Source organism: Autumnicola lenta (assembly GCF_031846515.1).
GTDB classification, from domain to species: Bacteria; Bacteroidota; Bacteroidia; order Flavobacteriales; family Flavobacteriaceae; genus Autumnicola; species Autumnicola lenta.
Genome location: NZ_JAVRHO010000007.1, coordinates 91,866 through 109,460, shown reverse-complemented (window position 1 = coordinate 109,460; position 17,595 = coordinate 91,866). Strand labels below are relative to the sequence as shown.

General features: G+C 37.5%; 20 protein-coding genes and 1 other RNA gene. 14 read left to right on the top strand and 7 right to left on the bottom strand.

All coding sequences use genetic code 11. From position 1 onward, the window contains the following. The first annotated feature begins 127 nt into the window (after window positions 1-127). Window positions 128-811, top strand: a complete 684-nt coding sequence (locus RM545_RS06600; protein ID WP_311494528.1) for a cell division ATP-binding protein FtsE — start codon at window positions 128-130, stop codon at window positions 809-811. 974 nt (window positions 812-1,785) lie between these two features. Here RM545_RS06600 and RM545_RS06595 read toward each other — a convergent pair. From RM545_RS06595 to RM545_RS06585, 3 genes are all read right to left on the bottom strand, one after another. Beyond that, the gene (locus tag RM545_RS06595; protein ID WP_432264575.1) at window positions 1,786-2,046 is read right to left on the bottom strand and encodes a YgjV family protein; all 261 of its coding nucleotides are present in this window, start codon (window positions 2,044-2,046) and stop codon (window positions 1,786-1,788) included. Window positions 2,047-2,115: 69 nt separating this feature from the next. Then, entirely contained in the window at window positions 2,116-3,918 is a 1,803-nt protein-coding gene (typA, locus tag RM545_RS06590) for a translational GTPase TypA (protein WP_311494526.1), read from the bottom strand. Window positions 3,919-4,230: 312 nt separating this feature from the next. Continuing rightward, window positions 4,231-4,716, bottom strand: coding sequence for a DinB family protein (locus RM545_RS06585; protein ID WP_311494525.1), 486 nt, complete (start codon window positions 4,714-4,716; stop codon window positions 4,231-4,233). A 222-nt stretch (window positions 4,717-4,938) separates the two neighbouring features. Between RM545_RS06585 and kdsA the strand changes: the two genes are divergently transcribed. Then, window positions 4,939-5,757, top strand: a complete 819-nt coding sequence (kdsA, locus tag RM545_RS06580) for a 3-deoxy-8-phosphooctulonate synthase (RefSeq protein ID WP_311494524.1) — start codon at window positions 4,939-4,941, stop codon at window positions 5,755-5,757. A 494-nt stretch (window positions 5,758-6,251) separates the two neighbouring features. Here the strand turns inward: kdsA and RM545_RS06575 are convergent, their stop codons facing one another. Further along, window positions 6,252-7,037: an endonuclease/exonuclease/phosphatase family protein gene (locus RM545_RS06575; protein ID WP_311494523.1), complete on the bottom strand. Its 786-nt coding sequence runs from the start codon at window positions 7,035-7,037 to the stop codon at window positions 6,252-6,254. A 169-nt stretch (window positions 7,038-7,206) separates the two neighbouring features. Here RM545_RS06575 and RM545_RS06570 point away from each other — a divergent pair, with 169 nt between their 5' ends. The 10 genes from RM545_RS06570 to RM545_RS06525 all read left to right on the top strand — a co-directional run bounded on the left by RM545_RS06570 (window position 7,207) and on the right by RM545_RS06525 (window position 15,139). Continuing rightward, a complete protein-coding gene (locus RM545_RS06570) occupies window positions 7,207-7,848 on the top strand; it encodes a hypothetical protein (protein WP_311494522.1) in 642 nt (213 codons plus the stop codon). Continuing rightward, window positions 7,849-8,163: a winged helix-turn-helix domain-containing protein gene (locus tag RM545_RS06565; protein WP_311494521.1), complete on the top strand. Its 315-nt coding sequence runs from the start codon at window positions 7,849-7,851 to the stop codon at window positions 8,161-8,163. Between the two features lie 61 nt (window positions 8,164-8,224). Further along, complete coding sequence (locus RM545_RS06560; RefSeq protein WP_311494520.1) at window positions 8,225-8,509, top strand: hypothetical protein; 285 nt, start codon at window positions 8,225-8,227, stop codon at window positions 8,507-8,509. Between the two features lie 21 nt (window positions 8,510-8,530). Continuing rightward, on the top strand, window positions 8,531-9,295 hold the full coding sequence (locus tag RM545_RS06555) for an oxygenase MpaB family protein (protein WP_311494519.1): 765 nt from the start codon (window positions 8,531-8,533) through the stop codon (window positions 9,293-9,295). A gap of 29 nt (window positions 9,296-9,324) precedes the next feature. Next, window positions 9,325-10,704, top strand: a complete 1,380-nt coding sequence (creD, locus tag RM545_RS06550) for a cell envelope integrity protein CreD (protein ID WP_311494518.1) — start codon at window positions 9,325-9,327, stop codon at window positions 10,702-10,704. A gap of 131 nt (window positions 10,705-10,835) precedes the next feature. Next, window positions 10,836-11,483, top strand: a complete 648-nt coding sequence (locus RM545_RS06545) for a DUF1361 domain-containing protein (protein ID WP_311494517.1) — start codon at window positions 10,836-10,838, stop codon at window positions 11,481-11,483. Beyond that, complete coding sequence (locus RM545_RS06540; RefSeq protein WP_311494516.1) at window positions 11,470-11,862, top strand: ribosomal maturation YjgA family protein; 393 nt, start codon at window positions 11,470-11,472, stop codon at window positions 11,860-11,862. The genes RM545_RS06545 and RM545_RS06540 overlap by 14 nt, the downstream gene beginning before the upstream one ends. 729 nt (window positions 11,863-12,591) lie before the next feature. Continuing rightward, window positions 12,592-12,991: a transfer-messenger RNA gene (ssrA, locus tag RM545_RS06535) on the top strand. Window positions 12,992-13,103: 112 nt separating this feature from the next. Further along, entirely contained in the window at window positions 13,104-14,201 is a 1,098-nt protein-coding gene (locus RM545_RS06530; protein WP_311494515.1) for an AbiH family protein, read from the top strand. A gap of 578 nt (window positions 14,202-14,779) precedes the next feature. After that, complete coding sequence (locus tag RM545_RS06525) at window positions 14,780-15,139, top strand: hypothetical protein (protein ID WP_311494514.1); 360 nt, start codon at window positions 14,780-14,782, stop codon at window positions 15,137-15,139. A gap of 236 nt (window positions 15,140-15,375) precedes the next feature. Here the strand turns inward: RM545_RS06525 and RM545_RS06520 are convergent, their stop codons facing one another. Next, a complete protein-coding gene (locus tag RM545_RS06520; RefSeq protein WP_311494513.1) occupies window positions 15,376-15,642 on the bottom strand; it encodes a hypothetical protein in 267 nt (88 codons plus the stop codon). A gap of 198 nt (window positions 15,643-15,840) precedes the next feature. Continuing rightward, a complete protein-coding gene (locus tag RM545_RS06515) occupies window positions 15,841-16,557 on the bottom strand; it encodes an SOS response-associated peptidase (protein WP_311494512.1) in 717 nt (238 codons plus the stop codon). A 122-nt stretch (window positions 16,558-16,679) separates the two neighbouring features. Here RM545_RS06515 and RM545_RS06510 point away from each other — a divergent pair, with 122 nt between their 5' ends. Next, complete coding sequence (locus RM545_RS06510; RefSeq protein WP_311494511.1) at window positions 16,680-16,868, top strand: hypothetical protein; 189 nt, start codon at window positions 16,680-16,682, stop codon at window positions 16,866-16,868. A gap of 26 nt (window positions 16,869-16,894) precedes the next feature. Next, entirely contained in the window at window positions 16,895-17,257 is a 363-nt protein-coding gene (locus RM545_RS06505; RefSeq protein WP_311494510.1) for a helix-turn-helix domain-containing protein, read from the top strand. Window positions 17,258-17,365: 108 nt separating this feature from the next. Here the strand turns inward: RM545_RS06505 and RM545_RS06500 are convergent, their stop codons facing one another. Continuing rightward, window positions 17,366-17,569 (bottom strand): hypothetical protein, encoded by a 204-nt coding sequence (locus RM545_RS06500; RefSeq protein ID WP_311494509.1) that lies wholly within the window; start codon window positions 17,567-17,569, stop codon window positions 17,366-17,368. Window positions 17,570-17,595: the final 26 nt, after the last annotated feature.

Sequence of the window (17,595 nt, the reverse complement as noted above, 5' to 3'; positions counted from 1 at the left end):
TTTAATAGTCTTTTTTATAACGAGGAAAGCGGACTATAATTATGTTAATATGAAAAAAAGTAAACCGCCACTTTTTGAAAAATGTATATTTACAGATAATTTTACAACCTAATTAGTTTTACAATTTATGTCCCAACCTGTTCTGGAATTAAAAAATGCAGCTATTTATCAGCGTGAAAGTCTTATCCTTTCTGAAGTTGACGTGACCGTGAACAAAGGTGATTTTGTTTATCTTATCGGAAAAACAGGCACGGGAAAAAGTAGCTTTATGAAAACGCTTTATGGGGATTTGCCTTTAACTGAAGGAGAAGGCCATATTGTGGATTTTAACCTGCGAACGCTGAAAGAAAAGGAAATTCCTTATTTGCGCCGAAAGCTTGGGGTGGTTTTCCAGGATTTTAAATTACTTACGGACAGAAATATAAAAGATAACCTTCTTTTTGTACTGAGAGCTACGGGCTGGAAAGACCAAAAAGGAATGGACAGCAAAATAGACGAAGTTCTGGACAAAGTAGGCATGAAAAGTAAGGGTTTTAAGTATCCTTATCAACTTTCGGGTGGGGAGCAGCAAAGGGTTGCCATTGCACGTGCCCTTCTAAACGATCCGGAATTAATCCTCGCCGACGAACCTACCGGAAATCTTGATCCGCAAACCTCTGTTGAAGTAATGGAAGTACTTCAGGAAATAAGCAAAAATGGAAATACGATTTTAATGGCTACACACGATTATGCTTTATTGCTAAAATATCCATCCAAAACCCTGAAATGCGACGGACAACGGGTTTTTGAAGTGGTGCAGAAAACAGTTTAAAGTTCGGAGTTTGTAGTTCGGAGTTCAAAGTTTTTAAAAAAGCATCTCGACAAGCTCGATGTGACAATTCAAAACGAAATCCTGCGAGGTTTTTAAAACCTCGTAGGTTTGTGATGGAAATATAATTCCATCTCTGGTTAGACCTACAAGGTCAAAAAAGACCTTGCAGGATAGTAAACATTTTCCGATTACACTGGAGGGGACAAATTCCGAAGAAAAAAAGATACTCTAAAATTAGCAGTTTTCGGCATTGAGGAAATTCAGAATTAAATTTTAAAAATCTTCAACGGAAAAAGCATCCCGACAAGTACGATTTTACTAATTCAAAAAAAGTAAGGCTCTAAAAATGGTAATTATCGATATTCTATTAGTTCGTAGTTTGTAGTTCGTGGTTCGAAGTACCTTTGTCGGTTTAGCGTTTATGTTTATTAGAAAAAAATGGTGTCCTTAAAATGGCAATTATCAACTTCAGTAAGTTCGTTGTTTGCAGTTTGTAGTTCGGAGTCGCTTTCAGTTAGAAACCTTTGTCAGTTCGCAGTCGAGAATCCATTGTGCCGCTTTTTATAAATTAATGTTTATTGCTTTTAACTTACCCCTCGACTTTGCTCGAGGAGACATTTGAATTCTATGCCAAAGAGAAGAGCAGCCTCAAAAATGTCAGTTTTCGGCATTGAGGAAATTCAGAATTAAATTTTAAAAATCTTCAACGGAAAAAGCATCCCGACAAGTACGATTTTACTAATTCAAAAAAAGTAAGGCTCTACGTTTAGTTGAAAAAGATGGTGCCCTGAAAAGGCCAATTATCGACTATAGTTAGTTCGGAGTTCGAAGTTCGGAGTCTGGTTTCAGTTCGGAATCGGTTTCAGTTCGAGCGCATTCGAGAACAATAAAAGATAAACTTCTTCACTTCTTCACTCCTTCACTCCTTCACTTCTTCACTCATCCACTTCTTCACTTTTTAACTTTTTACAGTGTTAAGGCTTCACTTCATCTGCAGGAACGGGTCTGTCCTTCTTATTAATGAAAAGGTAGTAGAAATTTACCCCAACGATCACAGCATTGGTAATGATTACCGGCCACGAATCGATCAAACTTCCGTAGATAATAAATAAGATGCAACCCAGGCTGTTTACAATTCTAAGCTTTATGATATTTTTCATAAAGAAAGAAATTGCTACGAAAAAAGAGGAAAGGTAACCTATCCATTCTGTTGCTGAAATCTCTAATATTTCCATGTGATTTTTGGGTATAAAAAAGGCCGTCAAGAAGTAAAACTCTGTTGACGGCCTACTGCAATGTAACAGTTACATTATTTTGTTACGCTTACGATCATTTTCTGTAAGGAAAATTTTTCTGATACGAATATGGTTTGGTGTAACCTCAACATATTCATCTTTCTGAATATATTCTAAAGCTTCTTCCAGTGAAAATTTAATCGCCGGAACAATCTTCGCTTTATCATCTGCTCCTGAAGAACGTACGTTGGAAAGTTTCTTGGTCTTAGTAATGTTTACCGCCATATCATCCTGACGGGAGTTTTCTCCAATTACCTGACCTTCGTAAATATCTTCTCCCGGATCTACGAAAAACTTACCTCTGTCCTGAAGTTTATCGATAGAATAAGGAATAGCCTTTCCTTTTTCCATAGAAACCAGGGATCCGTTCTGTCTTTCAGGAATACCTCCTTTTAGCGGCTGATATTCTTTATAACGGTGCGCCATAATGGCTTCTCCGGCAGTCGCTGTAAGCAACTGATTCCTCAAGCCAATAATTCCTCTGGACGGAATAATAAACTGGATCACCATACGTTCACCTTTTCCTTCCATGCTCAACATTTCACCCTTTCTCATCGTCACCATTTCTACCGCTTTTCCTGAGACATTTTCAGGTAAATCGATAGTCAGTTCTTCAACAGGCTCACATTTAACTCCATCAATTTCCTTGATAATTACCTGTGGCTGACCAATTTGAAGCTCGTAACCTTCACGACGCATAGTTTCGATCAAAACTGAAAGGTGGAGTACACCACGCCCAAATACCATAAATTTATCGGCACTATCCGTTTCTGAAACTCTAAGGGCAAGGTTTTTCTCAAGTTCCTTAAACAAACGGTCTTTAATATGACGGGAAGTCACAAATTTTCCGTCTTTTCCAAAGAAAGGAGAATCGTTAATTGTAAAAAGCATACTCATTGTAGGCTCATCTATAGCAATAGTCTTCAAACCTTCAGGATTTTCGATATCAGCAACGGTATCTCCAATTTCAAAACCTTCAAGACCAACAATTGCACAAATATCGCCTGCCTGTACTTCTTCAATCTTTCTACGGCCTAAACCTTCAAAAGTATGTAATTCTTTAATTTTTGTCTTTTTAATGCTTCCGTCTCTTTTAACAAGGGAAACCTGCTGATTTTCCTTTAACGTACCTCTCTGAAGACGGCCGATAGCGATCCTTCCTGTAAAAGAAGAGAAATCGAGGGAGGTGATCAACATTTGAGGCGATCCTTCAAGGTCAACTTTTGGAGCCGGAATATGTTCTATAACCATATCGAGAAGAGGCTCCACATTTTCAGTCTGATTTCTCCAGTCTTCACTCATCCAGTTATTTTTAGCTGAACCGTAAACGGTTGGAAAATCAAGCTGCCATTCTTCGGCACCAAGTTCGAACATAAGGTCAAAAACTTTCTCATGCACTTCCTCGGGAGTACAGTTTTCCTTATCTACTTTGTTGATTACAACACAAGGCTTAAGGCCAAGGTCAATCGCCTTTTGAAGTACAAAACGAGTTTGCGGCATAGGCCCTTCAAAGGCATCAACCAAAAGCAAAACTCCGTCTGCCATGTTCAACACACGCTCTACTTCTCCCCCAAAGTCGGCGTGACCGGGAGTATCTATAATATTAATTTTTGTCTCTTTGTAAGTAACCGAAACGTTCTTGGAAGTAATGGTAATTCCCCGCTCTCGCTCAAGGTCATTATTATCCAGGATAAGATCTCCGGTATTTTCGTTGTCGCGAAAAAGCTGACAATGATACATGATTTTATCAACCAGGGTAGTTTTACCATGGTCAACGTGTGCAATAATTGCGATATTTCTGATAGCTGTCATATAAGCCTGTTTTAAAAGGCTGCAAATGTACACCTATTTTTCAGGAATTTACCAAACTTAAGGGAGATAATTGTAAAATTCGGCATTCCCATTAAATGCAGGCAATAAACTGTAAATCAAAGCGCTATATTTTGATGCTAAAAAGAAAATATTCTAATCATTGAGCTATTAGAAAAGCAAACTTTCCCCAAAATTGGATTAAAGGGATCAAAAAAGCTCTAGAATGCATCAATTTCTAATTTCATAAGCACCCATTTGATATTTATTTATTGAATACAGAACAGCTCTCAGATCCACCTTCAAATTTGGCAATTATCGCTCATCTGCAGAGGGACCGTAGGTAGATGGCACCGGAATATCCAATAACCGGAAGTAAACACCCATTTGTGCCCGATGGTGGGGAAGCTGATTGAGAACCATTACCCTTAGAACTTCCAAACGCTGCATTTCCATAATTTTGTTTCCGTTTTTTAGCATCCGCCAGGTCTTTTCATATTCTTTATCTGGTTTTTTCAGGGCATTTTCTGCCTGGGTCAGATTAATTTTAAATGCTTTAGTTATTTCCGGAACTGTATCAAAGTCGGGAGCTCTATAAGCCTCCATGTCCATTTCATCCAACTCCATTGTGGCCGTGATCCAGCTTGGGATTTCGGCCATATGATTTGCCAGTTCTTTAAAACTCATCGATTTTGGATGAGGCCGCCAGTCAATTTTATCCTGCGGGATTCGGCTGAAAAATTTTTCTGTTAATACCGCTTCATGCTGAAGCTGGGGAAGAAACATGTTCTCGATAGTCATTATCTAATAATTAGGGTCACTGCTGTGAATTTACAATAAATTCTACACCCTAAATGATAAGAAACAATGAAAATTTTTCAGAATCAATCCTGCTGCCAATGAAGAAGAAAGAAAGTTTAATTTATTTTATCTTTGCTTCAGAAATCTTTAAATCGATTTTTCCAGGAATTCTGAATTTTCTGATGCGCTGGAGATTAAATTTTACCCTCAATTTTTATAAAAATGAAGCTGAATACTATCCCGAAAATAAAAAACACAGACTCTAATAATTTCTTTTTGCTTTGCGGCCCCTGCGCGATTGAAGGTGAAGAAATGGCTTTAAGAATAGCCGAAAGAGTTGTGGAAATCACCAGCAAACTGGAAATTCCTTACGTTTTTAAGGGTTCCTTTAAAAAGGCAAACAGAAGCAGGATAGACAGTTTCACGGGAATTGGGGACGAAAAAGCATTAAAAATATTAAGAAAAGTCTCCGAAACTTTTGATGTTCCAACCATAACCGATATTCACGAAATAAGCGATGCAGCACTTGCTGCGGAATATGTTGATATTCTGCAAATTCCGGCTTTTCTTGTAAGACAAACAGATCTTGTTGTTGCCGCCGCCGAAACCGGAAAAACAGTGAACCTGAAAAAAGGACAATTTATGAGTCCGGAAAGTATGAAACACGCTGTTACAAAAGTCCGCGACTGCAATAACGAAAATGTAATGGTAACGGACAGGGGAACGATGTTTGGCTATAGCGATATGATTGTGGATTTTAGAGGAATCCCAACGATGAAGGAATACGCAACAACTGTTCTGGATGTAACACATTCTCTGCAGCAGCCCAACCAGAGTAGCGGAGTAACCGGTGGGCGTCCAGATATGATTGAAACTATTGCCAGGGCAGGAATTGCTACCGGAGTAGATGGTTTATTTATGGAAACGCACTATGACCCTGCAAATGCCAAAAGTGATGGTGCAAATATGCTTCACCTGGACCATTTAGAAAATTTGTTGAACCATCTTGTGGCAATTAGGAAGACTATAAACGAATTTTAGATGATCCTTCAGTAAAAGCCATTTATACGGTAATGTTTACCCCGAGCTTATAAACACTAAATCCATTGTAAATAAATAACTTAAAAGCTATGATTTCAAAAATAAATGAGGAAACCATATTTTATTCGGCTGTTTCTATTTTCTGTTATTTTATTTTTCTGTTTTATAACCAATACGTGCTGAAGTCGGAAAATATAGTAATCGGTTTTTACAGGAGCTCCTAACAATTCCGTTTTTGGTGCTACAATTCCTCCTTTTTTTGTTTGTGCTAAATAGAATAGTTACTAAAAAAGAGTTCTCTATAAGAAGATATTCTTTCTGGGCATTTTGTATTCTACTTGTTAGTAATTCTATAACCCTAGGAAGTTTTTTCCTGAATATTGGTTAATAATTATTTCAGAAAAACCCGAACTTCTTACCAGAGACAATTAATTAAAAAAGAAAACTTTAAACCAAAATTGCTCTCAATGTCGAAAATTGGCATTTTGAGAGGCTCAGTTTTTAAAAGGTTTTTTAAGCTTGAGCTCCACCATTACAGGAAAATGATCTGAAGGATATTTTTGATCGTAGGAATTGTTCAGCACCCCGTATTTTGCCACTTCTACTCCTTCTGATGTAAAGACATAATCAATCCTTGAGATTGGAGCTTCACCATATTCGTATGCGTTAAAGGTTTTTTCCGGACCAAAAGCAGCTTCTTTAGTAATCGTTTTGCTGTCATTCAACTTTCCGGAAAGAAACCTGATGCCTTTGGAATCAGGTTCCAGATTAAAATCCCCTGTAAGTATTACAGGAAAATTTTCCCGGTTTACCTCTTCGATTTTCTGCCAAAGAAGTTTTGCGCTTTCATCACGTGCTTTGTCCCCCCTATGGTCGAAATGTGTATTGAAATGCCAGAATTTATTGCCTGCTTCCTTTTCCTGAAACAGAGCGAACGTGCAGATGCGCGGATAAGCAGCATCCCAACCTTTGGATGGTTCTTCAGGAGTTTCGGAAAGCCAGAAAGTATTGTTCTGCAAAACATCAAACTTTGCAGTGTTGTACAGTATTGCAGTAAATTCTCCTTCGGCTTTCCCATCATTTCTTCCAACTCCTAAATAATTGTACTGCTTTAGGTGAACCTGAAAATAATCCAGCTGTTCCTTCTTTGCCTCCTGTAACGGCAGCAGATCAGGTTCATAAAATTGAATAAGGCTGGCTAGCGCCTCTTTCCGTTTTGACCAGCTGTTTTCGCCATCATTCTCGTTGGCATATTTAATATTGTAAGTGATTAATCTCATTTCCTGACTTTCATTAGTAAAGGGACCAGAAAAATAAGAGGAAAATTCCGGTCTGCATACTAAATTTTCTTAAAGATAAAATTAGCTTACCTGTTCAGAATAAATTCTTCGGAAAAAACAAGAATAAATAAAAAATAATCCTTTACTTTGTATTTCAAAGTACTTTAAAATGGAAAACAAAAAGTATCTGAATGATCTAAGTGAGATCAGGGAAATGATGAGCCGCTCTTCACGATTTATTTCCCTTAGCGGCTTAGCCGGAGTATTCGCAGGTATATATGCGATAATCGGCGCCGTAGTTGCAAAAATCCTCTTATCCAGCTACGGCAGCTTTTATGGAGAGGCCTATAACTCTTTAAATGTTGATGTAAAAGATCCTGATTTAAGAATAAATCTGATAATTATTGCCATTTGTGTCCTGGTGCTTGCTATTGCCACTGCCATCGTTCTTACTACCCGAAAAGCCAAAAAGAACAATCAGAGAATATGGGACAGCACCAGCAAAAGATTGCTTATTAATTTCTTTGCGCCCTTAAGTGCTGGCGGACTGTTTTGCCTGGTTCTATTGCAGAACGATCTTATTGGGCTAATTGCTCCCGCCATGCTACTCTTTTATGGTTTGGCCCTTATCCACGCGAGTAAATATACCTTTGGGGATTTAAGGTCGCTGGGGTATGCCAATGTGCTGCTTGGCCTTATTGCTACACAATTTATTGGCTACGGACTTTATTTTTGGGCTCTTGGTTTTGGAATTTTTCATATTATCTATGGTGTTGCGATGTACAACAAATACGAGCGAAAACAGGCCTAAATGAAGAATATAATCAGCAACATAAATAAAGCTTTTGATCACCGAATCAGGCTGGGAATTATGAGCATTCTTATGGTGAATGAAGCTGCTGATTTTACAACGCTGAAAGAACTTTTGGGCGCAACAGATGGTAACATCGCAAGCCACACCAAAGCATTGGAAAAACAACAATATATAACAGTGGAAAAATCATTTATTAATCGTAAACCCAACACCCGCTATCTGGCAACAGACAAAGGCCGAAAAGCTTTCCAGGAGCACCTGGATGCCCTCGAAAAGCTACTTTCTTCAGGAAAAAAAATTAAAAAAAAATAAAAAAATTTATTCATAAACTTTGAATTTCAAAGTACTTCAATTAACTCTAAAATCAATTATTATGAAAACTAAAAGAATTTTATTCATTGTACTAATAGTTGGCGCACTATTGCTAATCCCATTAATCGCTATGCAGTTCAGCGATGAGGTAGTATGGGATCTTTTCGATTTTCTTGTGGTCGGCATATTACTTCTGGGAACGGGATTTCTCATTGACCTCGTGCTGAGAAAAGTTTCCACCACCAAAAACCGGTTCATTATCTGCGGAGTTATTTTCGCGGTCTTGTTCATCATTTGGGCAGAATTAGCTGTTGGTCTTTTCGGCTCTCCCTTTGCCGGAAGTTAATCTTAAAAAAATAAAAACAACATGGAATATTTTGTAGATAAAGATTCGATAGTACGGCAGATATGGGGAAAAGCAGATACCATTCTTTTTATTTTTGCAGGTGCCTCGGCTGAGTTTGCACTTAACAAAGCTGTTGACTGGCTGTACTTTACCGGGCGGCTACCTGCCGATCCTCTGGGAAGGCTTTTCTCAACTGTATCCTACGCACGGGAGATTGTTTTTTCTGAAAAAGATGAAGCCCTTTGTGCTATTGAACATATTAACGCCATTCATAATTCAGTAGAAAAAAGCCGTAGTGCAAAAATTCCGGATTGGGCTTACCGTGATGTCCTTTTTATGCTCATCGATTATTCTATCAGGTCTTTTGAATTACTGGAACGCAGGCTGACTTTAGCTGAAAAACAGGAAGTATTTGAAGTCTTTTTCAGAGTCGGAAAACACATGAACTTAAAAGACCTGCCGGAAACTTTTAGAAGTTTTGAAAAGATGCGACAAATCCACCTGCACCAGGACCTGTATTACGGGGAATATACACGAGACCTGTTCAGGCAGTACCGCAAACATTTGGGCTTCGGCCGGTTTCAGTTATTAAGGGAAACCCAGAAACTGATTTGCCCTAAAAAGGTGCGCCATTTCCTGGCTTTAAAGGGAATTTTATTACTAAAACCTGCAATCTTCTTTTTTAAAATTAGCAGAAGTATAAAAATTGATGGGCTTCTAAAAAGACTGATTCTTCCATCATCATATAAAAAAGAAATCCGGTCTCTAAATAGCTTACCGGTATAACAAAAATCATCAAATAAGTCAATCATAAAATGGACAATCAATCATCACAAAACACCGGCAGTAAAATTATCTACTGGCTCAAAAACTCTATTACCGCAAGAATGTTGATGATAGGAGCTCTAATTCTTATCCTGCTTATCCCTCTACTTTTTGTTCAGGATTTAATAAGGGAAAGGGCAATACGACAGGAAAGCGTGGTTTCCGAAATAAATGATAAATGGGGAGGTGAAGTCCTGGTTTATGGGCCGGTACTAAAAATCCCTTACCGTACTTTTCGGGAAAAATCGATTACCAATTCCCAGACTAAAGAAGTTACTACGGAAAGCTTTGAAGAAGTAAAATATGCTTATTTCCTCCCAAAAGAGCTCAACATTAAGGCTCTTGTAGATCCTGAATTGAAAAAACGCGGAATCTACAAAACTGCAGTTTACAAAAGTAAAACTGAATTAACCGGAAAATTTTCTGTTCCCGATTTTAATGAAGAGGATGTGGCCGAAGATAATATTCTATGGGAAAAGTCAAGGGTCATATTTCAAATCTCTAATTTAAAGGGAGTAAGTGAACAGGTGAATATTAGCGTTGCGAACAATCAGTACAATTTTACTTCTAAATACCGGGAACAGCCCACACTTTCCAGGTCTGAAAAACAATTGTTTTCGATGGAGAGCGAAACACTGGAGGAAGTGGCACTTCCAAAAATGAAACCTGTTTCTTTTAGCATGCAACTTGCGGTGAATGGCAGTTCCCAAATTAGCTTTGTCCCGGTCGGAAAGATCACGGAAACTCAGATCAGTTCAAACTGGAAAACAAATAATTTCACCGGGAATTTTCTTCCGTATAATGAAGACAAGCTGACTGCTGAAGGTTTTGACGCCAAATGGAAAATCCTCGATATTAACCGGCCTTTTCCACAGACTTTCATAAATTCCTTACCAAACCTTTCCGAATATGCTTTTGGAGTAAATTTTATGATTCCGGTAGATGAATACCAGAAAAGTGAACGGGCAGCCAAATACGGCTTTCTGGTTATCGGGCTCACCTTCCTCCTCTTTTTCCTTATTCAGACGCTAAGTAAAATCCCAATACATCCATTCCAATACGTTATGATTGGCCTTGGACTCGTTATGTTCTATACTTTGCTGATTTCTATTTCAGAACACAGCAGTTTTTTAAGAGCTTACCTTATTGCTGGAACTGCCGTAATCTTACTTATTACATTGTACTCTAAAAGCATCTTGAAAGGCTGGAAATTCCCGGTTTTTATAGGTCTCTCCCTTACTGCGCTTTATGTTTTTATCTACATCATCATTCAACTGGAAAGTTACGCGCTGTTGGTAGGAAGTATTGGTTTATTTGGGATTCTTGCCGGAGTGATGTACGCCTCAAGAAAAATCGACTGGGGTGATTAAATTATGAAGCTGAAGGCTTAAAGATATTCTGCATCTGTCCCGGTTTCCGGGGCAGGTATTAACTGTAATCTCTCGATCCCTGGCTCCCGAATTATGAACACAGAATTTTAATTCTAAAAAACCAATTGAATATGCGATTAGTAAAATATGTAGAGCGTAATAATAAACTTATTTTTTCAGGATGTTTTTGTTGCTCACTGGTAATCTTGAGGTATTTAATAAGCTTTGACTTTTATTATTTCTTCCTGATCTGGAACCTGTTATTGGCAGGTATTCCGTTTCTTCTTTCTCAATTCCTGGAAACCATTTGTAAAAATAAAAGCACCTTTTTTGTCATCATGGGAGTTTGGCTTCTATTTCTACCGAACTCCTTTTACGTAATTACCGATCTGATTCATTTAAAGACTTCCGAAATGAAAATTTATGACAGCCTGATGATTTCTTCATTCGCCCTGTTATGCCTGTTTCTAGGTTTCTCTTCCATGCAAAAAGTAAGTTTAATATTGTCACGGAAATTTTCCAGCCTGCATAATTTTATATTGAACAGCTTAATCTTGTTTCTTTGTTCCTTCGGAATTTACCTTGGAAGGTTTCTCCGCTATAATTCCTGGGATCTATTTAATAATCCATTCAACCTGGTAAAGGATTGCCTTAATTTTATCAGGTTTCCTGTCCAGCATCATTATGTTTGGGTTTTCACATTTGCCTTTGGAGCAATACTCACAGGTTTTTATTTTATTTTTCAGAAAATGATTCCGCAAATAGATGAGGATAAATAGAAGTTCAAAAATAGCATATCTCGTCTCTTTCGTTTTACTGCTAATTATTGAAATAGCAATTGGCGTATGGGTAAAGGATGATTTTGTGAGACCCTATGGCGGGGATTTCCTGGTGGTGATTTTAATCTACTGCTTTTTAATGACAGTCACCAAACTTTCAGTTTTTAGAGCTCTAATTGCCGTTTTACTATTCTCCTTTGCGGTAGAATTCTTTCAGTTGATCAATATTGTAAAAGTTTTGCAGTACCAGCCGCCAAAAATCGTAATGATCATCCTTGGAAGCAGCTTTTCCGCTTGGGATCTGGTGGCCTACAGCGTCGGAATTCTTTTTACCGGAGGAATTGAATATTTCAGGAGTTCAATGTTGAGCAAAACATGAGTGAAAAATTTATTCATTAAGGAGTTCCAACCGGATGGTCCAGATAACCAATTTGAAATGCCAATGAAGTTACCATCAGAAAAGTGTAAGGTCGAAAATTGCCATTTTCAGCATCGCTTCTGAAAAAGATTCGGGAAAATGTTTTTCAGTTTAATCAAAGATGAAAAATAAATTTTATTTGATTCTGGCAGCGTGGCAAGTATAATTTTAGCATAGCTTTTTAAGCTTTAGCAAAGCCGAAATACTTAAAATGATTAATTTTCTGTATATTTGCAGGCTCCGGATAGGAATAATGTCCGATTTCTTTGAAAAATTGATATTGTATTTTCTGTGGGACATCATTTTAAACTGGTTTCAGAATTTCCTCAAACAAAAGCTGAAATAAGTTCCTTTTAATGTTTTTGAAATGGAATGAAAAGCAGATGGTGAAATTTCCATTTATGGGCAAGTTACTTGAAAAGGTCTTCAAAAGCCTTAAGCAAATTGAAGAAACTGGAACTGGTGAAAATTTAAAAAATTTGACCATTCTCCTTTGCGTTAGAGATTGCAGCGAAAATCCTTTTTTTGAGGCATGCTGTGAATGACGAATAAAAAGATTGAAGCGAAAAGCCCGGCCACTGCAGCTCCTGAGCTTGTCGAAGGAAGCAAAAAGTGGCAACGCCCAGATTATTAAAAGGATTAAAGGTTGGCATGAAAAATGCAATTAAGAAGATAAGTTCTTTACATAATGGGGTCGACTTGGTTTTGACAGCGAGTCTAATTGAGTTGTAAGCACGTCGAGCGCTGGGATATAGCTCGTAAATCTCATATTTCACACTTTTTTAAACGGCGAGAATAACTACGCCTTGGCTGCGTAACCGAATTACAGTAGGTTACACTTAGTCCCTGCAAGGCAGGGAGCCGAGATGTCCCGCGAAGGCCTTGATTTACGGCATTTGCAACAGGGGCACCGATAAAGTAAATATAGGAACTGCAGGACCTTGATGTAGTTCTGAAATTTAAGCGAGGATACGTGTAAAGTTGGTGGTTTTCGGCCGGCTTTGCATCGACAACCAAACGAAGACTAAGCGTGTAGAAAGCATCTGAATTGCTTGTTTGGACGAGGGTTCGAACCCCTCCGACTCCACTTTGATAAGCCGTACATCCTTAATAAATAAGGGTTTACGGCTTTTTTATTTCCTTTTTTGTACGGTTTATGTACGGTAATGTGTTTTTGCACTTAATTTTCTATTTCTCCTCCTATGAATAGATTAATCTTGTTAGGCAATGGTTTTGATTTAGCCCACGGACTTAAAACTAGTTATAAAGATTTCATAATTGATCTAGTTAAAGCGGAAATTTACGCCTCCCTTCATGAATGTGATTGGGATAATTACACAGAGAAAGGCACTTACAAAAATGGTCCTATAACAATAGTTATTGATGGTCATAGAAGAAGAGACGAAGCTGAATTAGGTAAAATAGAAACTTTTGATGAGTTGAAATTATTTACAAAGAGATATTCCATTAAGGTGTACGGATCACCAGGCAACGGAATATTTCATAAAACCTACTCAGATCTTACGTCATACAATTGGGCTGATATAGAATCTATTTACTATGAAATCCTTTCAAGCATCTTGGAGAAGAACAGCTCCAGAAAATTGAAGGAAGGCTACAAAAGACAGGTCATTGATCTAAACAAGGAGCTGGACTTTTTAAGAGAAAGACTGGTAGATTATTTAAATAAAGTACAATCTGTTCCTACGGTTTTAGAACCATCAATGATCAAGGGCTTCTGGGAAAGGGTGTGCGGCAGGCATAAAGGATCAATTCCAGGCAACATTCAGATATTAAACTTTAACTATACTGATACTGTAGCGAACTATGGAGAACTTCTTAATATTTCTAAAGCTAGAGGAATGGAAATAGATGTTAACCACATCCACGGAAAATTAACGGAACCTGCATCTGTCATTTTTGGATATGGTGACGAAGTAGATTCTTATTACAAACAAATGGAAGACCTTAATGATAATGAATTGCTACGACACGCAAAATCTTTTGGGTATTTCAAAAACAGCAACTATAAAAGATTATTAGGTTTTATCGATTCAGGTCATTTTGAGGTGTGGGTAGTAGGTCACTCTTGCGGGTTATCTGATCGGGTAATGTTAAAAAAAATATTTGAACATCCTAACTGTCGAGTCATCACAATTCACCATTTCATCAATAGAGAAGTCAATGACCATACAGAGAAAACATATCAAATTTCAAGACATTTCGACAACAAAGAACTAATGAGGGAAAGAATTGAACCTTTTGACCCAAAGAATTGTATTTCTGAGTGGATTGGGTAATTATCTTGAGAAAAATATTTCTTCGCAGATCTCGTCCCACCGTGAACCGAACCCTCGTCCAAGCATACCTCTACTCCTTTAAAAGAAGTACGTTCTCTCAAGAGAGCTATTAAAAAAACCGTAGGATTTTCTGGCGCAAATTTTTTGGACATACCCGCCTGGGTAAATTCATTTATCTTTTATACCCCAGGGAGAGAGGGGATACCTTAAGATCAATTCTAAAATGAGGTTCTGATTTATAAATAATGATTCAACCAGGGAGGGAAGGTGCTAAACAGGAAGGGAGGAGGTAAAGACGCCTTCAGGAAATAATTCATTTTGATATCTTAAATGGTGTTTAAGGACAAGGCAGCTTATTTCTTTGATTATAAGGGGTTTTTGCTATTTTCACCCCTGCTTTTACTCGTCATAGCCCTCTCAGATAGGTGCAATAAGGTACACATAAAGGAGCTTTAAAAGCCATTTTTTCACATAATCCATCCTGCTTATGAGCGTACAGAACTTATTTTAAGACGGTTCCAGAGCATTAAACGAAATGAGCTTCTTATATTTAAAAGAACAAGTCTATTATTGAAAATATGTACGGCCTTTCGAAATATGATAATCCGCCAGGTGAAGAAATTCAGAACCCCCATCACGGAGTGACCTTTGATTATTACTTCATGGGTAAAAAAGAAGGGAGACAGCCACAAAGTACATACGTAAATCTTATCCTATGTTCCATGGTCTATGACTCCAATGGTAATAAATTCACTAGGAAAGAACAAGTGGGTATTAATAGATCTCTGGTGAAAGCTCATATCGAGGAAAGAATAGAAAAGCACTTGGCTGATTTAGGAGTTGATCCAATCATCGTAAAAGGCCTAATGCGAGATTTTAAAGTTGATGTGATTAAATGTCGGGAATATGATCCAGAAGAATTTAGGCCGCCGCTCTAGTGGTTAAATTTCACTAGAATATTTGTCGAGCAAATCCCCTGTGATAAAGGCTCTTTTATGTACTATCTTATTCGTGCTGCTTTTATACTCTACTTCAACAAAAAACCTGTACAACGCATAGAGAACGAACCTCTTTTCTCCCTCAATGGATATATCCAGATAATCCCCCCGTTGAAATATTTCGTCATATTGTTCCTGGTCAGATAATGATAAAAATTCGTAAAGGGATAAATCTTTCATTCTATCTGGTCAACCAAGAATCTCTTTTGCACTTTCTCATTTGTTTTCAAAGATCGATAATAGTAATCAATCACTTCGATAGGTTCCTGCCCCTGGGGTATTGCAATTGTTATTTTTAGTTTGCTGCTATTCTGGCAAAGAAATACCATGTTTTCATTCACAACATCCACCTCCTGAATATACAAAACCTCAACTTCCTTACCTTCTTTAGTATTTGTTGCAATGGTTATTGTTTCAGGTTTAAAGACTATTCTACGATTCACTGTTTCGGTACTGTTTGTGAAAATAGAGGGATAAGTTTGAGTAAAGGGAGAAAAAAACACCTGCTGCCCTGAAAGAAAAAGGGGCACTAGAAGTAATATGAAGCAAAGGTTTCTCATTTCCTCTAAATATAGGGATTTATCTTCAGTTTTTAGAGAGCCTATGGACCTGAGGAAATATTTATTATAGCAATGACGTACTTACCTATCAAATAAATTGCCTAAATCCTCCACTTCTTCAATGACTCTTGGAGTGTTTGTATTAATGTCTCTTTTGTATAAATCTCTGGTAACAGGATGTGCTTTGAATGGCTCCCTCATAAAGGAAGTGGCTAAAACTTCCTGAATATCATTATCATCTAAATCTGGGTTGATCCACTCCCCTTCAAAATCTGGATCTAGTACAAGCGGCATTCTTTTTTTCTTATTATGTATTTCCGCAAATAAAGAATTGGCTTCTCTGGTAATTAAACTAACATTCCAGTAATCGGGTTTGTATTCGTTATAGATGCCCGCAAAAGTAAAAAGTTTTCTTTCTTCCAGATAACAGTAATACGGTGTAGCCGAACCCTTAAGGTTCTTATAATGCGGTTCAAAAAAACCGTCTGCGATAATTAAACACCTTCTTTCCCTGGTAGGTACTTGATACATTTTTGAAGTTAGTAGCGTTTCGGCCTTTGCATTGAGGGTATTGTATTTTCTTCGGAAGGATAAAACATCCCGCTCGCCAAACGGTGCAATAAGCCCCCATTCCATGGGATAAATTTCTTTAGGGTTCTCCATTGGTATGCAAAATAGATTTGGGTGGACAAACCCTGAAACATGATACCACGGCTCGTAAAGCATTGGCACCTTCATAGGTCCATACCTAGCTTCAATCTGTCGAGAGGTTTTAGTAAGTGAGGTTTCGTAGCACATATTTCTATTTTTTCGGAAGTAAAATACGAAATCTCCGCAGAAACTATTTTTCTGTCATTATCATAATTCCTGTTCAATGTTATATTTTCACTTGATAATGTGTAACTCTAATTTTAGATACAATGAAATATCCTCCGATTGACATTTATGATTTTAATAAACACCACATCATTCACCTTACCTCTAAAGAAAGAAAAGAATTAGCCAATCTTATATTAGAGGAGGAGGAGCCAACGCCTCCAAAGCCCATGACGTACAGGGAAGAGAGGATTCAGTATTATAAGGAACGACTTCTTAGAGGTAGGCATTGAAAGGTTTCTTTAAATAATTATAGTCAATGGAAGACCTGGTAGATGTTAAGTTATTTCGTTTAAGAGCTGGACTCACTCAAAAAGAACTAGCGAAGAAGATTAATTGTACAATAGGAACAATTTCTTTGGCAGAGCGTGAAAAGCCTTCTAAAAAATTGAGCTATAAAATAAGAACAACTTTTCCTGAATATTTCAGAAAATGGAAACGTGAAAAACCACTGATACTGAAAAACCCAGAATTGGAAATGGAGTTAATGAACTTACGGAAGGAGAATAGTGAACTAAAGAGATATAAAAACAAGTGCATTTGGCTGGAGAAGGAAAAAAAGTCGCTTATGGATCATAATGCGGAATTACAGGAGAAATTAAGAAAATTGCGTTCTAGTTAATAGACAACCAGCCGTTATCCCAAAGCCAGTAACCTATGAAGAAAAAGAGAATGGACCGCTTTTGTGCAAAGGAATTAAGAAAAATTAGTACGTCTACACTTGTATCCTTTATTCTTTCTCTTTCCTTTCTACAGGAATTAAGGCATTATCGATATCCTCTATTTTAAAAACTACATTCTTACCCTTCTTATATTTTGTAATGTTCATGTCTTCTACCCATTGGATTGTAGATTGAAGTTTTGCTCCTCCTAAGTAGTTGCATAGATTTTTCCATCCACTTATGTATTTCGGCTGTAAAGGCTCTACTTTCATAATTGCTATTTTATTAATTTATTGAA

Coding starts and splice junctions, on each gene's coding strand:
- RM545_RS06600 (WP_311494528.1), top strand. CDS start 128: ATGTCCCAACCTGTTCTGGAATTAAAAAATGCAGCTATTTATCAGCGT.
- RM545_RS06595 (WP_432264575.1), bottom strand. CDS start 2,046: ATGGAAATATTAGAGATTTCAGCAACAGAATGGATAGGTTACCTTTCC.
- typA (WP_311494526.1), bottom strand. CDS start 3,918: ATGACAGCTATCAGAAATATCGCAATTATTGCACACGTTGACCATGGT.
- RM545_RS06585 (WP_311494525.1), bottom strand. CDS start 4,716: ATGACTATCGAGAACATGTTTCTTCCCCAGCTTCAGCATGAAGCGGTA.
- kdsA (WP_311494524.1), top strand. CDS start 4,939: ATGAAGCTGAATACTATCCCGAAAATAAAAAACACAGACTCTAATAAT.
- RM545_RS06575 (WP_311494523.1), bottom strand. CDS start 7,037: ATGAGATTAATCACTTACAATATTAAATATGCCAACGAGAATGATGGC.
- RM545_RS06570 (WP_311494522.1), top strand. CDS start 7,207: ATGGAAAACAAAAAGTATCTGAATGATCTAAGTGAGATCAGGGAAATG.
- RM545_RS06565 (WP_311494521.1), top strand. CDS start 7,849: ATGAAGAATATAATCAGCAACATAAATAAAGCTTTTGATCACCGAATC.
- RM545_RS06560 (WP_311494520.1), top strand. CDS start 8,225: ATGAAAACTAAAAGAATTTTATTCATTGTACTAATAGTTGGCGCACTA.
- RM545_RS06555 (WP_311494519.1), top strand. CDS start 8,531: ATGGAATATTTTGTAGATAAAGATTCGATAGTACGGCAGATATGGGGA.
- creD (WP_311494518.1), top strand. CDS start 9,325: ATGGACAATCAATCATCACAAAACACCGGCAGTAAAATTATCTACTGG.
- RM545_RS06545 (WP_311494517.1), top strand. CDS start 10,836: ATGCGATTAGTAAAATATGTAGAGCGTAATAATAAACTTATTTTTTCA.
- RM545_RS06540 (WP_311494516.1), top strand. CDS start 11,470: ATGAGGATAAATAGAAGTTCAAAAATAGCATATCTCGTCTCTTTCGTT.
- RM545_RS06530 (WP_311494515.1), top strand. CDS start 13,104: ATGAATAGATTAATCTTGTTAGGCAATGGTTTTGATTTAGCCCACGGA.
- RM545_RS06525 (WP_311494514.1), top strand. CDS start 14,780: ATGTACGGCCTTTCGAAATATGATAATCCGCCAGGTGAAGAAATTCAG.
- RM545_RS06515 (WP_311494512.1), bottom strand. CDS start 16,557: ATGTGCTACGAAACCTCACTTACTAAAACCTCTCGACAGATTGAAGCT.
- RM545_RS06510 (WP_311494511.1), top strand. CDS start 16,680: ATGAAATATCCTCCGATTGACATTTATGATTTTAATAAACACCACATC.
- RM545_RS06505 (WP_311494510.1), top strand. CDS start 16,895: ATGGAAGACCTGGTAGATGTTAAGTTATTTCGTTTAAGAGCTGGACTC.
- RM545_RS06500 (WP_311494509.1), bottom strand. CDS start 17,569: ATGAAAGTAGAGCCTTTACAGCCGAAATACATAAGTGGATGGAAAAAT.